Genomic DNA, 17,403 nt, shown 5'->3' on the forward strand with positions numbered 1-17,403 from the left:
GGAAGGGGCAGTGGCATGCAGGGAACCGTTAACGAGGACGAAGAAGCGCGCCAGTATGTGCTGTCCGCGTTGGCACGGGAACGTGGCCTCGGCCTCGCAGCGGACCCGGACTTCGACCGGAGGATGGCCCGGCACTTTCCCACCCTCCGCAGCCTCTTCCATTCCCTGTACGGTGAGCGGACGGACTGGCTGGAGCAGCTCTCCGCGCTGGTGGTGCAGAGCGCAGCCTCCTGGCAGGAACGCGCGCAGGAACTGAAAACCCTGGACGCCGAACGGGAAGCGGACCCGGACTGGTTCCAGTCCAACCGGATGCTGGGCGGCGTCTGCTACGTGGACCGCTACGCCGAAAGCCTCGAAGGGGTCCGCGCCCGCATTCCGTACTTCAAGGAACTGGGCCTCACCTACCTGCACCTCATGCCGTTGTTCCTGGCGCCGGAACCACATTCGGATGGCGGGTATGCGGTCTCAAGCTACCGTGAGGTCAACCCAAAGCTGGGCACCATGGAGCAGCTGCGCTCCCTGGCAGCGGAACTGAGGGACAACGGCATCAACCTGGTGGTGGACTTCATCTTCAACCACACCTCGGACGAGCACGACTGGGCCCGGAAGGCAGCCGCCGGGGACCCGGAATACAGCGGCTACTACTGGATCTTCCCGGACCGGACGCTCCCGGACGCCTTCGAGGCGGACGTGCGGGAGATCTTTCCCGAGAACCACCCCGGGTCCTTCATCCAGATGGCGGACGGCCGGTGGGTCTGGGCCACGTTCCACACCTACCAATGGGACCTGAACTACTCCAATCCCGACGTCTTCCGGGCCATGGCGGCCGAGATGCTGTTCCTTGCCAACCAAGGCGTGGACATCCTGCGGATGGACGCGGTGGCGTTCATCTGGAAGCAGCTGGGCACCCCCTGCGAGAACCTGCCGCAGGCGCACACGCTGCTCCGCGCGTTCAACGCGGTGTGCCGGCTGGCGGCTCCGGCGCTGCTGTTCAAATCCGAGGCCATCGTGCACCCGGACGAGGTAGCGCTCTACATCGACCGCAAGGAATGCCAGCTTTCCTACAACCCGCTGCAGATGGCCCTAATCTGGGAATCGCTGGCCACCAGGGATGTCTCGCTCCTGGCCCAGGCACTGCACCGGCGGCACAACATCCCGCAGGGCACGGCATGGGTAAACTACGTCCGCAGCCATGACGATATCGGCTGGACCTTCGCCGACGAGGACGCTGCCGAACTGGGCATCAACGGCTTCGACCACCGCCGCTTCCTGAACTCCTTCTACGTCAACCGCTTCCCGGGCAGCTTTGCCCGCGGCGTCCCGTTCCAGGACAACCCCAAGACCGGCGACTGCCGGATTTCAGGCACGACGGCGTCCCTGTGCGGCATGGAGGTGGACCCGGCTGAGGCGGTGGAACGGATCCTCCTGGCCCATTCGGTGCCCTTCAGCACCGGCGGCGTCCCGCTGCTGTACCTGGGCGACGAGGTGGGGCAGGTCAACGACTATGGGTACGCGTCCGAGCCCGGCCACGAGGAGGACAGCCGCTGGGTGCACCGCCCGCATTTCCCCGCGGAGCAGTACGCCCGCCGCCTGGACCCGGCCACGCCGGAAGGAGCCGTATACGCCGGGCTGAAGCGGATGATCGAGGTCCGGACCAGCACCCCCGGACTGGCGGGGACCACGCTGATCGATTTCGGCACCAACAACCGCGCAGTGCTCGGCTACCAGCGGCCGGGCGCGACGGAGGACGGTCCCACCGTCCTGGCCCTGGCCAACTTCAGCGACTCCGCCCAGACCCTCCCGGCTGAAACGTTCGGCGGCTTCTCCCCTGCCGCCGTCGACCTTCTCTCCGAAGCAGCCATGCAACTGGACGACGGCGTCACGCTCCTTCCCCGGCAATACCTCTGGCTGCGCGTCACGCCCCTCTAGCCCCAACTGGGTAGCGCGAAGTGTCGTTTTCGCGCCCCAAAGCGACACTTGGCGCTACTCAGTTGGGCGGGCGGGGGCGCCGCGTGAAACCATACGGATCATGGCCTCCAAGATTGCGTACCAGGGTGAGCCCGGCGCCAACTCCAATATCGCGTGTCAGCAGATGTTCCCGGACATGGAAAGCGTGCCGTGCGCCAGTTTTGAGGATGCCTTTGAGCTGGTGACCAGCGGCGAGGCGGAGCTGGCCATGATCCCCATCGAGAACTCGATCGCCGGCCGGGTGGCGGACATCCACATCCTGCTGCCGCAGTCCAACCTGCAGATCGTGGGCGAGTACTTCCTGCCCATCCATTTCGACCTGCTGGGCATCCCGGGCAGCACCATTCAAGGCGCCACGGAGGTCCACAGCCACATCCACGCACTGGGCCAGTGCCGGAAGCTGATCCGCGAGCACGGCCTCAAGCCCGTCATCGCCGGCGACACTGCCGGTTCGGCCAGGGAGGTGGCGGAATGGAACGATCCCCGCAAGCTCTCCCTCGCTCCCCCGCTGGCCGCCGACATCTACGGCCTGAAGGTCCTGGCCTCCCGGGTGGAGGACGACCCCTCCAACACCACCCGCTTCGTGGTCCTGGCCCGCGAAAAGGCACTGCCGGCCCGGGACGAACTTCCCGGACCGGCAGTCACCAGCTTTGTGTTCCGCGTGCGCAACGTCCCGTCCGCCCTGTACAAGGCACTGGGCGGCTTCGCCACCAACGGCGTGAACATGACCCGGCTGGAAAGCTACATGGTGGGCAACGAGTTCGCGGCCACCATGTTCATGGCTGACGTCGAAGGCCACCCCGAGGACCTGCCGCTGAAGCTGGCCCTCGAGGAACTGGACTTCTTCACCACCGAGGTGCGGATCCTCGGCGTGTACGCCGCGGCCGACTACCGGGCCGCAGCCGCAACCGCCTGACGCGGTGCCGCGGGGGCGGCCTTCAGCAGCGGCGTGAAGAACGCGCCCAGCTCCGCGGTTGCCGTCAGCGGCAGGACATTGGCCACGTACTGGTCCGGGCGGACCACCACCACAACGCCGCTGCGGTCCAGGCCGCGGAGGTCGAAAATGTCCGCCTTGGGATCCGTGGCGTACACCTTCTCGTAGTCGGTCAGCTTGAACGGGCCTACCAGCGGCTTGAAGACGGCGGGCACGGCATTGATGTCGACGGCGGTGTGCGGCTGCTGGTAGATGACCTTCAGGTCGAACCACGCGTCCGGGTCGGCGCTGGCAGGGGTGGCAGCCAGCGGGGACTCCGGCGAGTTCGCGAACCACTCGGCGAGCATGTCCGTTGCCGAGTTGGTGCCCGGCAGGGCTGGGTCCGCGAAGACGTAGATCCGCCAGCGGCCGTCGGCGGTGGCGTGGTGGCCCAGATGGAGGGGGTTGGTGTCCCCCACCCGGACCACGGGTGCGGACTTGAAGCGCTTGCCGACGGGGAATCCAGTGGCCAGGTCCTGGTGGTCGGTGCTCCCAACGATCAGGGACGGCGTGTACTGCGTCATGAAGCCGGCAGGGAATTCGGCGGTCTGCACGTAGAAGTCCTCAAGGTCGGAAGGGTGTTCGAACTCCTCCGGCTTCTTGGCCATCATGGTGGACCATTCCTTGTCGAAGTCGATGAGGTTCTTCGCCACCACTTGGCGTTCCTCGGAGTAGGTGCTCAGCAGGCTCTCCGGGCTGCGGCCCTCCAGGACGTGCCCCAGCTTCCAGGCGATGTTGAAGCCGTCCTGCATGGACACGTTCATCCCCTGGCCGGCCTTGGCGCTGTGGGTGTGGCAGGCGTCCCCGGTGATGAACACCCGCGGGGTGCGGGTGCCGCGCTCGGCCGGCAGGACGTCGTCGAACCTGTCCGTGAGCCGGTGGCCCACCTCGTAGACGCTGTGCCACGCGACGTTCCGGACGTCCAGCGTGTAGGGGTGCAGGATCGCGTTGGCCTTGGCGATGATCTCCTCGATGGTGGTGTTGCGGACCGAGTGCTGGCTGTTCGGATCCACTTCGCCCAGGTCTACGTACATGCGGAACAGGTGGCCGCCCTCGCGCGGGATCAGCAGGATGCTGCCCTCGGCACCCTGGATGGCGCACTTGGTCCGGATGTCCGGGAAGTCGGTGACGGCCAGCGTGTCCATGACGCCCCAGGCGTGGTTGGCCTGGTCGCCGGCAAGGGTGCAGCCGATGGCCTGGCGCACCTTGCTGCGCGCACCATCCGCGCCCACCACATACTTGGCGCGGACAATCCGCTCCTGGCCTTCGTTGGGTCCGGCGGTGTGGCGGAGGGTCACGGTGACGGGGTAGTCGCCCTCGCCGGCCACCGTCAGGCCCTCGAAGTCGTAGCCGTAATCAGGCTTAAGGCGGGTGGGCGAGTTCGCGGCAAATTCCGCGAAGTAGTCCAGCACGCGGGCCTGGTTGACGATCAGGTGGGGGAACTCGCTGATGCCCATCTCGTCATCCACGGCCCGGGCAGTCCGGATGATGTTCGCATGGTTGGCGGGATCCGGCTTCCAGAACGCCATTTCGGTGATGCGGTACGCCTCGGCGATGATCCGCTCCGCGAAACCGAAGGCCTGGAACGTCTCCACGCTGCGCGCCTGGATGCCGTCGGCCTGCCCGATAGCGAGCCTGCCGGGGCGGCGTTCGATGATCCGGGTGGTCACGTTGGGGAACATGGACAGCTGGGCCGCGGCGAGCATGCCGGCAGGTCCGGCGCCCACGATGAGGACGTCCACTTCGTCAGGAAGTTCCTCGGGGCGGTTAAGGCCGACGCCGGCCGCCGGCTGGATTCGCGGGTCACCGGATACGTATCCGTGGTGGTGGAACTGCACGGGCTTTCCTCACTTCGTTGTGATGACTATCGGGATTGAATGTGTTCTATATCAGAACAGATGATTCGATAATCGAAACTATAAATCTGGCTTCCACTGTACGCCCCATGTGATCCGGGCTACAAGTACCGTCGGGCAACTCGTCAAAAGCCCGGAAATTCAGGGGTTGACGACCCGCGCCGGATGGGTGATAGTGATCGTATACGATTTCGTACCTAATGAGGAGAAGGCTTTGGAGCAGGTCAACGGCGACACCCTGGCGGCAGCACGCAAGGTGATCGCAGTGCACATCAACTACCCCAGCCGGGCCACCCAGCGCGGCCGCACCCCGGCCCAGCCGTCCTACTTCCTCAAGCCTTCCAGCTCGCTGGCCCTGGGCGGAAGCCCCGTTGAGCGGCCCGCCGGCTGCGAACTGCTCGGCTACGAGGGCGAGATCGCCCTGGTGATCGGCAAGGCCGCCCGCCGTGTTTCCATCGAGGACGCCTGGAACCACGTCGCGGCCGTTACCGCCAGCAACGACCTCGGCGTGTACGACCTCCGCTACGCGGACAAGGGCTCCAACCTCCGGTCCAAGGGCGGCGACGGGTTCACCCCCGTGGGACCGGCACTGATCCCGGCAGACGCCGTCGACCCCGCCAAACTGCGGATCCGCACCTGGCACAACGGGGTCCTGGTCCAGGACGACACCACCGGGGACCTGCTCTTCCCGTTCGCCCGGCTCGTCGCGGACCTCTCCCAGCTCCTCACGCTCGAGGAAGGTGACATCATCCTCACCGGCACGCCGGCCGGCGCCTCGGTCGCGAAGCCGGGCGACGTGCTGGAAGTGGAAGTGGAGACGGTGGACGGCCGCCTGTCCACCGGCCGGCTGGTCACCACCGTTGAGGAAGGCACGACGGCGTTCGCGGACTTTGGTGCCCGGCCCGAGGTCGATGACCTGCAGCGGGAGGAAGCCTACGGTTCCCGTGAAGCCGCGGGGCTTGCCGCCGTCGCGCCTGCCCTCACTCCGGAGCTGAAAGCCAAGCTGGAGTCCGTCGCCACCGCCACCCTGTCCTCCCAGATGCGCAAGCGCGGCCTTAACAACGTCAGCATCGACGGACTGCAGGCCACCCGCCCGGACCGCCGCGTGGTGGGACTGGCCCGCACCCTGCGCTACGTCCCCAACCGCGAGGACCTGTTCAAGACCCACGGCGGCGGCTTCAACGCCCAAAAGAAGGCCATCGACTCCGTGAACGAAGGCGAAATCCTGGTCATGGAAGCCCGCGGCGAAAAGGGAACCGGCACCGTGGGCGACATCCTGGCCCTCCGCGCCCAGGTCCGCGGCGCCGCTGCCATCATCACCGACGGTGGCGTCCGCGACTACTCCGCCGTGGCGGACCTGGAGATGCCCACCTACTTCGCCAACCCACATCCGGCTGTGCTGGGGCGCCGCCACATCCCGTGGGACACGGACATCACCATCGCCTGCGGCGGCGCCACCGTACAGCCCGGCGACATCATCGTGGCCGATTCCGACGGCATCCTGGTGATCCCGCCGGCCATCGCCGAAGAACTGGTGGCGGACTGCATCCAGCAGGAGAAGGAAGAGACTTTCATCTTCGAGATGGTCAAGCAGGGCAACAGCGTGGACGGCCTCTACCCCATGAACGCTGAATGGCAGGCCCGGTACCAGGAGTGGGAAGCAGGAAACCACAATGACTGAGGCCACCATGGTTGCCGGCAGCAAGTCCGAGCAGGCCTACCAGGCCGTCAAGGCCCGGATTGTCGAAGGCACCTATACCCCCGGCTACCGGCTGGTCCTGGGCGCCATCGCCAAGGACCTGGGGTTCAGCGTGGTCCCCGTCCGCGAAGCCATCCGCCGGCTGGAAGCCGAAGGCCTGGTGACGTTCGAACGCAACGTGGGCGCCACCGTGGCCGGCATCGACCCCACCGAATACCTCTACACCATGCAGACCCTCAGCATCGTGGAAGGCGCCGCCACCGCGCTGTCCGCCCCGCTGATCGATCCCGCAGCCGTGGCCAGGGCCCGCGCCGTGAACGAAGAGATGCGCGAATGCCTGGACCACTTCGACCCCGTCCGGTTCACACAGCTCAACCAGGACTTCCACAGCGTCCTGTTCGAGCACTGCCCCAACCCGCACATCCTGGACCTGGTGCACCGCGGCTGGAACCGGCTCGCAGCCATCCGCTCCTCCACGTTCCGCTTCGTCCCGGGCCGCGCCCGCGATTCCGTGGATGAACACGAAAACCTGCTGAAGCTCATCGAAACCGGAGCCGACGCAGAGCAGATCGAAAAAGCCGCCCGGCTCCACCGCTCGGCAACCCTTGACGCATATCTCGCCCAAGCAAAGCACCAGTAAGGACTTCAACGATGACGACCTCAGTAGAAACCGCCAAGCACTACGTCCCTGAGGACCTGCCCACCCACATCCAGCACTACATCAACGGCCAGTTCGTCGATTCCGTGGGCGGCAAGACCTTCGACGTCCTGGACCCGGTGTCCAACAGGAACTACGCCACCGCCGCGGCCGGCCAAAAGGAAGACATCGATCTCGCCGTCGCCGCCGCCCGCGACGCGTTCGTGAACGGCCCCTGGCCGAAGATGAAGCCCCGCGAGCGCGCCCGCATCCTGAACAGGATCGCCGACGCCGTCGAGGCCCAGGAAGCCCGCCTCGCCGAACTGGAAACGTTCGATACCGGACTGCCGATCACCCAGGCCAAGGGCCAGGCCCTCCGCGCCGCCGAGAACTTCCGCTTCTTCGCTGACCTGATCGTGGCCCAGTTTGATGACGCCATGAAGGTCCCGGGCTCGCAGATCAACTACGTGAACCGCAAGCCAATCGGCGTCGCGGGCCTCATTACCCCGTGGAACACCCCCTTCATGCTCGAGTCCTGGAAGCTGGCCCCGGCCCTGGCCACCGGCAACACCGTGGTCCTCAAGCCGGCCGAGTTCACCCCGCTCTCCGCTTCCCTGTGGGCCACCATCTTCAAGGACGCCGGCCTGCCCGATGGCGTCTTCAACCTGGTCAACGGCCTGGGCGAGGAAGCCGGCGACGCCCTGGTCAAGCACCCGGACGTCCCGCTGATCTCCTTCACCGGCGAGACCACCACCGGCCAGACGATCTTCCGCAACGCCGCCGCCAACCTCAAGGGCCTCTCCATGGAACTCGGCGGCAAGTCCCCCTGCGTCGTATTTGCCGACGCGGACCTGGACGCCGCCATCGATTCCGCCCTGTTCGGCGTCTTCTCCCTCAACGGCGAGCGCTGCACCGCCGGCTCCCGCATCCTGGTGGAGCGCGCCATCTACGACGAATTCTGCGAAAAGTACGCCGCCCGGGCCAAGAACATCGTGGTCGGCGATCCCCACGACCCCAAGACCCAGGTGGGCGCCCTGGTCCACCCCGAGCACTACGAGAAGGTGGCCTCCTACGTGGAGATCGGCAAGTCCGAAGGCCGGCTCCTGGCCGGCGGCGGCCGCCCCGGCCACCTGCCCGAAGGCAACTACATCGCACCCACGGTGTTTGCCGACGTCGCCCCCGACGCCCGGATCTTCCAGGAGGAGATCTTCGGACCGGTCGTGGCCATCACCCCGTTCGAGAACGACGACGAGGCCCTCGCCCTGGCGAACAACACCAAGTACGGCCTGGCCGCCTACATCTGGACCCAGAACCTCACCCGGGCCCACAACTTCTCGCAGAACGTCGAGGCCGGCATGGTGTGGCTGAACAGCCACAACGTCCGCGACCTGCGCACCCCGTTCGGCGGCGTCAAGGCCTCGGGCCTGGGCCACGAGGGCGGCTACCGCTCCATCGACTTCTACACCGACCAGCAGGCCGTGCACATCACGCTCGGCACCGTCCACACCCCCAAATTCGGCGCCTAAGCCAGCCGGCCGCCGTCGTACTTTCCACGCCCCCTTTCAAAGAAGAGAGACTCCAATGACCAACTTCGTCCCCACCCCCACCGTCCCGGCACCGGACATCGTCCGCTGCGCCTACATGGAAATCGTGGTCACGGACCTCGCCAAGTCCCGCGAGTTCTACGTTGACGTCCTGGGTCTGCACGTCACCGAAGAGGACGATAACAACATCTACCTGCGCTCCCTCGAGGAGTTCATCCACCACAATCTGGTGCTGCGCAAGGGTCCGGTCGCCGCCGTCGCCGCCTTCGCCTACCGGGTGAAGTCCCCCGCCGAGGTGGACGCCGCAGAGGCCTACTACAAGGAACTCGGCTGCCGGGTGGAGCGCCGCAAGGACGGCTTCACCAAGGGCATCGGCGACTCCGTCCGCGTGGAGGACCCGCTGGGCTTCCCCTACGAGTTCTTCTACGACGTAGAGCACGTGGAACGCCTCACCCAGCGCTACGACCTCTACTCCGCCGGCGAACTGGTCCGCCTTGACCACTTCAACCAGGTCACCCCGGACGTCCCCAAGGGCCGCAAGTACCTGGAGGACCTGGGCTTCCGCGTCTCCGAGGACATCAAGGATTCCGACGGCGTCACCTACGCCGCGTGGATGCACCGCAAGCAGACCGTGCACGACACCGCCCTCACCGGCGGGAACGGCCCGCGCATGCACCACGTCGCGTTCGCCACGCACGAGAAGCACAACATCATCCAGATCTGCGACAAGATGGGCGCCCTGCGCATCAGCGACCGGATCGAACGCGGCCCCGGCCGGCACGGCGTGTCCAACGCGTTCTATCTCTACATCCTGGACCCGGACGGACACCGCATCGAGATCTACACCCAGGACTACTACACCGGCGACCCGGACAACCCCACCATCACCTGGGACGTCCACGACAACCAGCGCCGCGACTGGTGGGGCAACCCCGTGGTCCCGTCCTGGTACACCGAAGCCTCCCTGGTCCTGGACCTGGACGGCAACCCGCAGCCGGTCATCGTCCGCGAGGAGAAGTCCGAGATGGCCGTGACCGTGGGCGCCGACGGCTTCTCCTACACCCGCAAGCCCGAAGGTGAAGCCGCTGAGGGCTTCAAGCTGGGAGTGCAGGTCTAACCATGCTGGAGCCGAAGACGATTGAGGCTATCGCGGACGAGCTGGTGGAAGCCGGCCGGACCCGCACCCCTGTTCCCCGCCTGACGGGCCGCTACCCGGAAATGACGGTGGAGGACTCCTACGCCGTGCAGCAGCTGTGGCGCCGCCGCAACGAGGACGCCGGCCGGACCCTGGTGGGGCGCAAGATCGGCCTCACGTCCAAGGCCATGCAGGCCGCTACCGGCATTACCGAACCGGACTACGGCGCCATCTTCGACGACATGGTGCTGGACACCGGCTGTTCCGTGGAGTGGGACAAGTACACGCACCCGCGGGTGGAAGTGGAGCTGGCGTTCGTCCTGAAGGACGGGCTGAAGGGCCCCGGCGTCACCATCTTCGATGTCCTGAAGGCCACCGACTACGTGGTTCCGGCCCTCGAAATCCTGGACTCCAGGATCGAGATGGAGGGCCGGACCATCGTGGACACCATCTCCGACAACGCCGCGATGGGCGCCATGGTGATCGGCGGCAACCCGGTCAAGCCGGACGCCGTGGACCTCCGTTGGGTCTCCGCCATCCTGTACAAGAACCAGACTGTGGAGGAGACCGGCGTGGCGGCCGGGGTCCTGGACCACCCTGCCAACGGGGTCCACTGGCTGGCCAACAAGATCGCCGCCCACGGCGACGCCCTGAAGGCCGGCGACATCATCCTGGCCGGGTCCTTTACCCGGCCCATGTGGGTCTACAAGGGCGATACCGTCCACGCCGACTACGGTCCCCTGGGGAGCGTGACATGCCGTTTCGAATAGAGGACACCTTCCGGTCCGCCTTGGCCCAAGCGGACCGCCCTCTCGCCGGGATGTGGGTCTGCTCCGGCAGCCCGCTGGTCGCCGAACTGTGCGCGGGATCGGGCCTGGACTGGCTCCTGGTGGACGCCGAGCACAGCCCCAACGGGCTCGAATCCATCCTGGCCCAGCTCCAGGCCGTCCACGGCTACCCGGTCCACACCCTGGTCCGGCCCCCGGTCAACGACACCGTGGTGATCAAGCAATACCTGGACCTGGGTGTGCAGAACCTGCTGGTCCCCATGGTCAACTCGGTGGCAGAGGCGGAAGCCGCGGTGGCGGCCACCCGCTACCCGCCGCAGGGTGTCCGCGGGGTGGGCTCAGCCCTGGCCCGCGCCGCCCGCTGGAACCGGGTCCCGGACTACCTGGCCCGGGCCAACGACACCATCAGCGTCACCGTCCAGGTCGAATCCACCGCCGCCGTGGCGGCGGTGGAGGACATCCTCAAGGTCGACGGCGTCGACGCGGTGTTCATTGGCCCGTCTGACCTCGCCGCCTCCATGGGCCTGCTGGGACAGCAGGAACACCCTGAAGTGCGTGCCGCCGTCGACCACTGCCTGTCCGCCGCGAGGGCGGCCGGAAAGCCCGCCGGGGTGAACGCCTTCAACCCGGACACCGCCAAGCATTACCTCGCGAACGGCGCCGGCTTCATCCTGGTGGGCGCCGACGTCGCCATCCTGGCCCGCGGCTCCGAAGCCCTCGCCGCAAAGTACATCAAACCCGCTGGCGGCGGCACCCCCGCCAGCTACTGACCTTCCCTTCCTAAGGACTTCCCATGACAGTTACTTCCGAGCTGCCCCCTGCCCTCACGCCGGAGCGCGAAACGGCCCTGCTGGCTTCCGTGCCCACTGGTCTTTTGATCGATGGTGATTGGGTGGAGGCGTCCGACGGCGGCACGTTCGACGTGCACGATCCGGCCACCGGGGAGGTGCTCGCCACCCTCGCCTCCGCCACCAGCGCCGATGCAGTCGCGGCTTTGGACGCGGCCGACGCGGCCCAGGCGTCGTGGGCACGGACTGCGCCGCGGGTGCGGTCGGAGATCCTGCGCCGCGCCTTCGACCTCGTCACCGAACGCGCCGAGGACTTCGCCCTGCTGATGACCCTGGAGATGGGCAAACCCCTGGCCGAGGCCCGCGGCGAAGTGGCCTACGGGGCGGAGTTCCTGCGCTGGTTCGCCGAGGAAACCGTCCGCGACTACGGCCGCTACCTCACCACCCCCGAAGGCAAGAACAAAATCCTGGTCCAACACAAACCCGTCGGACCCTGCCTGCTCATCACCCCCTGGAACTTCCCGCTCGCGATGGCCACCCGCAAGGTCGCCCCCGCCGTCGCCGCCGGCTGCACCATGGTCCTCAAACCCGCCAAACTCACCCCGCTCACGGCGCAGTACTTCGCCCAGACCATGCTCGACGCCGGCCTCCCCGCCGGAGTGCTAAATGTGGTTTCGTCCTCCTCTGCGTCCGGGATCTCCGGGCCGCTGTTGACCGACCCGCGGCTGCGGAAGGTCTCCTTCACCGGCTCCACCCCGGTCGGCAAACGCCTCATGGCCGACGCCGCCCAGAACGTGCTCCGGACCTCGATGGAGCTCGGCGGGAACGCCCCGTTCATCGTGTTCGAGGACGCCGACCTCGACGCCGCCGTCGACGGGGCGATGGCGGCGAAGATGCGGAACATGGGCGAGGCCTGCACCGCTGCCAACCGCTTCCTCGTCCACGAAACCGTGGCGCAGGAATTCACCGCCAAGTTCGCCGCCGCCATGGCCGCCCTCGCCACCGGCCGCGGCACCGACCCGGACAGTAAAGTCGGTCCGCTGATCGACGCCGGCGCCCGCGACGACGTCCACACCCTCGTCACCGACGCCGTCCAGGCCGGGGCCGTAGCCGTCACCGGCGGCGCCCCCGTGGACAGGCCCGGCTACTTCTACCAGCCCACCGTCCTGGCCAACGTCCCCAACAACGCCGCGATCCTGGGCCAGGAAATCTTCGGCCCCGTCGCCCCCATCACCACCTTTAAAACCGAGCAAGAAGCCATCGAACTGGCCAACAACACCGAGTACGGCCTGGCTTCCTACCTCTACAGCAAGGACTTCAACCGGCTCCTCCGCGTCGCCGAACAGATCGAGTTCGGCATGGTCGGGTTCAACGCCGGCGTCATCTCCAACGCCGCAGCACCCTTCGGCGGCGTCAAACAATCAGGCCTCGGCCGCGAAGGCGGCTCCGAAGGCATCGCTGAATACACCACTACCCAATACATCGGCATCGCCGACCCCTACGCGGCCCAATAAGACCGCCCAAACTGGCCCAGTTATCACTGCGGGACCCCGGAAACCCGGGGTCCCGCAGTCATTAACCGTTCAAAAGTGGGCCAGCGTGACACACACCCGCCGGCGTTCGCTCCAGCACAACAGTCCTGCGCACAAAGACAAGAGCCTGGAGCAGGGTCCAGCCCACACTGGGAGTAACCCGCTACGCCGACCGGCTGGCGTCCTTGCCTACTCGAAGTGGAGTATCCCTTGGAAACCTATGATGCGCTTCTCGCGTCCATTGCCCCCGCCGCCGGCACCGGCCGGACCATCTTTGACCCTGCCACCGGTGAAGCGGTGGGCGAAGCCCCCATCCACGATCTCGACTACCTTGAAGGCGCCGTGTCCGCCGCCGTCGCCGCCCAGCCCGCCTGGGCTGCCCTGGGCCACGACGCACGGTCCGCCGCGCTCCTGAAGGCAGCCGACGCCGTCGAACGCTCCGCCGAGGAACTCGCCCAACTGCTCTCCCGCGAGCAGGGCAAACCCCTCAACGGCCCCAACGCCCGTTTCGAAGTCGGCGCCTGCGTCGCGTGGCTCCGCGCCACCGCCGGACTGCCGCTGGAACCGGAAACCATCGTGGACGACGGCGAGACCCGCGCCGAGCTGCATTACCGGCCCATCGGCGTCGTCGGCGCGATCGGCCCCTGGAACTGGCCCATGATGATCGCCGTCTGGCAGCTCGCCCCCGCCCTGCGGATGGGCAACGCCGTGGTGGTCAAGCCTTCCGGCAACACCCCGCTCTGCGTCCTGGCCCTGGTCAAGGTCCTCAACGAGGAACTCCCTGACGGCATCCTCTCGGTGGTTTCCTGCGGCCGCGAAGTGGGCGCGCGCCTCACCGACCACCCGGCAATCGGCAAGATCATGTTCACCGGCTCCACCGCCGGCGGCCGCGCCATCATCAAGTCCTCCGCTGACACCGTCAAACGTCTCACCCTGGAACTGGGCGGCAACGACGCCGGCATCGTCCTGCCCGACGCCGACCCCAAGGCCATCGCCCAAGACGTGTTCTGGGGTGCGTTCCTGAACACCGGCCAGACCTGCGCAGCACTCAAGCGCCTCTACGTCCACGACAGCATCTACGACGCCGTGTGCGAAGAACTTGTAGCGGTGGCCAAGGCCATGCCGATGGGCAACGGCCTGGACGAGAACAACGTGCTGGGCCCGCTGCAGAACAAGGCCCAGTACGACGTCGTGGCGAACCTCGTGGAGGCAGCGAAGGCTTCGGGCGCACGCGTCCTGCTCGGCGGTAACCCGGACACTGACCAGCCCGGCTACTTTTACCCCACCACCCTCGTGGCGGACATCGACAACGACAACCCGCTGGTGGCAGAGGAACAGTTCGGCCCGGCCCTGCCGATCATCCGCTACAACACCATCGACGAAGCAGTGGAAAAGGCAAACGGACTCGACGTCGGACTCGGCGCCTCCGTCTGGTCCCCGGACCTGAAGGCCGCCCGCGAAGTCGCGGCACGCCTGGAGGCTGGCACAGTATGGATCAACCGGCACGGCGCCGTTGACCCCCGCATCCCGTTCGGCGGAGCCAAGCAGTCCGGCTACGGCGTGGAGTTCGGCGTCGAAGGCCTCAAAGCGCTCGGCGTCCCCCAGGTCATCAACGGCTGATCGGGACTTCAACGGCGGGGTCCCGCATGCAACCCGCATGCAGGACCCCGCTGTACTGTTTGCCGGTGTTGCTAGCCCATGGCCGGTGCGGTGGACGTCCGGCCGGCGAACTGCCGGCGGGCCCAGCGGGCGAGCTTCTTGCCCTTGCCCTTCCACCAGTTGTCCTCGTCCTTGTTGTGGTGGAAGCGGAAGACGATGGCCACCAGCACGAACATGCCCATCACCACATCGACCCAGGACGACCTCACCAGGGCGATGAAGACGGTCAGGGCGTTGGCCATGACCGAGGGAATGGCCAAGGTCCGGAAGACGGTGCTGGCCACGAAGCGCCGGTGCGACCTCGGGACGGACAACTCGCGGACCATGTCGAAGCAGACGCAGACCACCACGATGGTTTGGCCGATGGCCAGCAGGACCTGGCCCGGCATGGAGCCGCTGAAGGCAGCCACGGCTTCCATTCCGGGGCTCACGGCCGGGCCTTGCTGTTAAGAGCTTTGCTGAGAACTTCAAACACGGAAAACCCCCAGAACTTGCGGAACCATCGCCGCTGATCCGGCGATGGTTCCATTCAAGTTTCAGGGGGCTTTTCCGTCACGAGTAGTGGGTACTCTAATTTCGCGGAACGCCGGAAGGCGGTACCTGCCGGGCCCTGCTGGCCGGCTTCTACTGCCCGATGGCCCGCGGCCGCCAGACCACCATGGCCTGGGACCTCGGCCGGGGCCGCTGCCCCCGCGCCAGGCTCACCACGTCACCGGCGGCGCCGGCGGCGAAGATCCGTGAATCCACCGCCCGCGGACGGCGGCCCAGTTCCTCGGTGAGTTCCGAGATCCGGCTTTGCAGCGCGGCCACCTGGTTTTCGAGTTCCAGGATGCGCTTGATCCCCTCCAGCGACACACCTTCGTGGGACAGCCGCTGCACTTCGCGCAGCATGTTCACGTCCCGCTGCGAGTAGCGCCGGGACTTGCCCGGGGCACGGCTGGGCTTGACGATCCCGAGCCTGTCGTACTGCCGCAGGGTCTGCGGGTGCATGTCCGCCAGCTCGGCAGCCACGGAGATCACGAAGATCGGCTGGTCAGCACTGATGTCCACGGCTCACCTCCGCTCCTAGAGCCGGGCCTTGGCTGCCAGGCCCTCACGGACATCCGCCGACGACGTGGCCTCGGCGAACGCCTTGACCGCAGCTTCGGCATCCTTGTTGAGATTCTTGGGAACCGCGACGTCGATGGTCACCAGGAGGTCGCCCGTGGCCTTGGACGTCTTCACGCCTTTGCCCTTGACCCGCAGGGTACGGCCCGACGGCGTGCCCGCCGGAACGCGCACCTTGACCTTCTCGCCGTCGATGGTGGGAACTTCGATGTCCGCTCCCAAAGCAGCCTCCGGGAAGGTGACGGGTACGTGGATGCGGAGGTTGTCGCCGTCGCGCGTGTAAAAGGCGTGGGGCTGGACGGAAACGGACACCACCAGATCGCCGTTGCCGGCCGCACCGGGCTGGCCCTTGCCGCGGACACGGACCTTCTGCCCGTCCTTGATGCCTGCCGGGACACGGACGTCGATGACCTCCCCGCTGGGCTCGCGCAGGCCAATGGTGGTGCCGCGGATGGACCCGGCGAAGGAAATGCTGGTGGAGGCCGTACGGTCGGCACCCTTTTGCGGGGTGCGCTGGAAGCCGGGTGCGCCGCCGAAGCCGCCGAAGAGGTCAGCGAACTCGGGCGGGATCCCGCCGCCTGCGGGGTTGAATCCGCCCGCATGGCGTCCGGTGTTGCCGGTGAACAGGCCGCCGAACATGTCCTCGAACCCGCCGTTGCCGCCCGCGGCACCGCCCGGAGCAAAGCGGGCACCGCTGCCCATGGCCCGGATAGCGTCGTACTGCTGGCGTTCGTCGGGATCCGAGAGCACCGAATAAGCCTCGGAGATGTCCTTGAACTTCTTCTCGGAAGCAGCGTTCCCCGCATTCGTATCAGGGTGGTGCTGCCGCGCAAGCTTCCGGTAGGCCTTCTTGATATCGGCTTCGGAAGCGTCCTTGGCAACACCAAGGATCTTGTAAAAGTCCTTGTCCACCCAATCCTGGCTAGCCAATGGCGTTTCCTTTCAAAAAGTTAGGGGCGGTGGTTGAGCTTGTCGAAACCTGGGTTCCAACAAGCTCAACCACCGGGGTAATGCTACGCAGGGACAGCGACGATGACCTGGGCTGCGCGGAGGACGCGTTCTCCTGATTTGTAACCTGAGCGGAGGACCTGGCTGACGGTGTCAACCTCGATGTCCTCGCCGGGCTGCTGGATCAGGGCCTCGTGGATCGTGGGATCGAACTCCACGCCGGTCTCGTTGATGCGGACCAGGCCGTAGGTCTTCAGCGCGTTCTCCAGTTTGTTGGCGATCGCGGCGAAGGGACCATCGGTGAGGTCACCGTGCTGCCGGGCGGCGTCGACGTCGTCCAGGACCGGGAGCAGGGAGTTCAGGACGCCGATGACGGCCATTTCCCCTGCCACGGCGCGGTCGCGTTCAACCCGCTTGCGGTAGTTGACGTACTCAGCCTGGAGGCGGAGCAGGTCGTTGCGCAGTTCGGCTGCCTCGGCGTTGCCGGTGGACCCTGCCGGAGCCCCCTGGGCCACGGATTCCTCGGCCGGCACGTCCACGCCGTTGAGAATCTCCTCGGCCTGGGCCAGCGCGTCGCCGTCGGAATCCGCTGCTCCGGCCTGGGCCCCGGCCCCGGGGGCGGACTGGCCGCCCTCGGGGTGCCGGGCCTGCCCGGTCACCGGGTCAACCTTGCGGTGGTCCCGGATGACCGGCTCCTGGCCGTTGCCGTGCGCGTTGTGCTGGCCGGCGGATGCGTTGTGCTCTTCCTCGTTACCGTGGTGCGGCATGG

At 66.8% G+C, this 17,403-nt stretch carries 15 protein-coding genes; 10 read left to right on the top strand and 5 right to left on the bottom strand.

Annotated elements, in window-relative coordinates:
- Positions 1–15 precede the first annotated feature (15 nt).
- The gene (locus LDO22_RS12100; protein WP_224023414.1) at positions 16–1,929 is read left to right on the top strand and encodes an amylosucrase; all 1,914 of its coding nucleotides are present in this window, start codon (positions 16–18) and stop codon (positions 1,927–1,929) included.
- 100 nt (positions 1,930–2,029) lie between these two features.
- Positions 2,030–2,884 carry a prephenate dehydratase gene (locus tag LDO22_RS12105; RefSeq protein ID WP_224023416.1) on the top strand — a complete coding sequence of 285 codons (855 nt, stop codon included), beginning with the start codon at positions 2,030–2,032 and terminating at the stop codon, positions 2,882–2,884.
- On the opposite strand, the gene LDO22_RS12110 is transcribed toward LDO22_RS12105, so the two are convergent.
- Positions 2,857–4,779, bottom strand: coding sequence for an FAD-binding monooxygenase (locus tag LDO22_RS12110; protein WP_224023418.1), 1,923 nt, complete (start codon positions 4,777–4,779; stop codon positions 2,857–2,859). The genes LDO22_RS12105 and LDO22_RS12110 overlap by 28 nt on opposite strands.
- Before the next feature lie 232 nt (positions 4,780–5,011).
- Between LDO22_RS12110 and LDO22_RS12115 the strand changes: the two genes are divergently transcribed.
- The 8 genes from LDO22_RS12115 (at position 5,012) to LDO22_RS12150 (ending at position 14,540) form a co-directional block, all read left to right on the top strand.
- Complete coding sequence (locus LDO22_RS12115) at positions 5,012–6,478, top strand: fumarylacetoacetate hydrolase family protein (RefSeq protein ID WP_224023420.1); 1,467 nt, start codon at positions 5,012–5,014, stop codon at positions 6,476–6,478.
- Positions 6,471–7,136 (top strand): GntR family transcriptional regulator, encoded by a 666-nt coding sequence (locus LDO22_RS12120; RefSeq protein WP_224023421.1) that lies wholly within the window; start codon positions 6,471–6,473, stop codon positions 7,134–7,136. Before LDO22_RS12115 ends, LDO22_RS12120 begins: the two co-directional genes overlap by 8 nt.
- An 11-nt stretch (positions 7,137–7,147) precedes the next feature.
- On the top strand, positions 7,148–8,659 hold the full coding sequence (hpaE, locus tag LDO22_RS12125; RefSeq protein ID WP_224023423.1) for a 5-carboxymethyl-2-hydroxymuconate semialdehyde dehydrogenase: 1,512 nt from the start codon (positions 7,148–7,150) through the stop codon (positions 8,657–8,659).
- A gap of 55 nt (positions 8,660–8,714) precedes the next feature.
- Positions 8,715–9,794: a 3,4-dihydroxyphenylacetate 2,3-dioxygenase gene (gene hpaD, locus LDO22_RS12130; protein ID WP_224023425.1), complete on the top strand. Its 1,080-nt coding sequence runs from the start codon at positions 8,715–8,717 to the stop codon at positions 9,792–9,794.
- 2 nt (positions 9,795–9,796) lie between these two features.
- A complete protein-coding gene (gene hpaH / locus LDO22_RS12135; protein ID WP_224023426.1) occupies positions 9,797–10,582 on the top strand; it encodes a 2-oxo-hept-4-ene-1,7-dioate hydratase in 786 nt (261 codons plus the stop codon).
- Complete coding sequence (locus tag LDO22_RS12140) at positions 10,567–11,370, top strand: HpcH/HpaI aldolase/citrate lyase family protein (protein ID WP_224023429.1); 804 nt, start codon at positions 10,567–10,569, stop codon at positions 11,368–11,370. Before hpaH ends, LDO22_RS12140 begins: the two co-directional genes overlap by 16 nt.
- Positions 11,371–11,393: 23 nt before the next feature.
- The gene (locus tag LDO22_RS12145; protein ID WP_224023431.1) at positions 11,394–12,902 is read left to right on the top strand and encodes an NAD-dependent succinate-semialdehyde dehydrogenase; all 1,509 of its coding nucleotides are present in this window, start codon (positions 11,394–11,396) and stop codon (positions 12,900–12,902) included.
- Between the two features lie 228 nt (positions 12,903–13,130).
- On the top strand, positions 13,131–14,540 hold the full coding sequence (locus tag LDO22_RS12150) for an aldehyde dehydrogenase family protein (RefSeq protein ID WP_224023433.1): 1,410 nt from the start codon (positions 13,131–13,133) through the stop codon (positions 14,538–14,540).
- 71 nt (positions 14,541–14,611) lie between these two features.
- Here the strand turns inward: LDO22_RS12150 and LDO22_RS12155 are convergent, their stop codons facing one another.
- The 4 genes from LDO22_RS12155 to LDO22_RS12170 all read right to left on the bottom strand — a co-directional run bounded on the left by LDO22_RS12155 (position 14,612) and on the right by LDO22_RS12170 (position 17,401).
- Positions 14,612–14,998, bottom strand: a complete 387-nt coding sequence (locus LDO22_RS12155; RefSeq protein ID WP_224027230.1) for a hypothetical protein — start codon at positions 14,996–14,998, stop codon at positions 14,612–14,614.
- A 205-nt stretch (positions 14,999–15,203) separates the two neighbouring features.
- Entirely contained in the window at positions 15,204–15,629 is a 426-nt protein-coding gene (locus LDO22_RS12160; protein ID WP_141159097.1) for a helix-turn-helix transcriptional regulator, read from the bottom strand.
- A gap of 15 nt (positions 15,630–15,644) precedes the next feature.
- Positions 15,645–16,616 carry a DnaJ C-terminal domain-containing protein gene (locus LDO22_RS12165; protein WP_201302379.1) on the bottom strand — a complete coding sequence of 324 codons (972 nt, stop codon included), beginning with the start codon at positions 16,614–16,616 and terminating at the stop codon, positions 15,645–15,647.
- A gap of 83 nt (positions 16,617–16,699) precedes the next feature.
- Positions 16,700–17,401, bottom strand: coding sequence for a nucleotide exchange factor GrpE (locus LDO22_RS12170; RefSeq protein WP_224023435.1), 702 nt, complete (start codon positions 17,399–17,401; stop codon positions 16,700–16,702).
- Positions 17,402–17,403 lie beyond the last annotated feature (2 nt).

Source organism: Arthrobacter sp. NicSoilC5 (assembly GCF_019977395.1).
GTDB lineage: Bacteria > Actinomycetota > Actinomycetes > Actinomycetales > Micrococcaceae > Arthrobacter.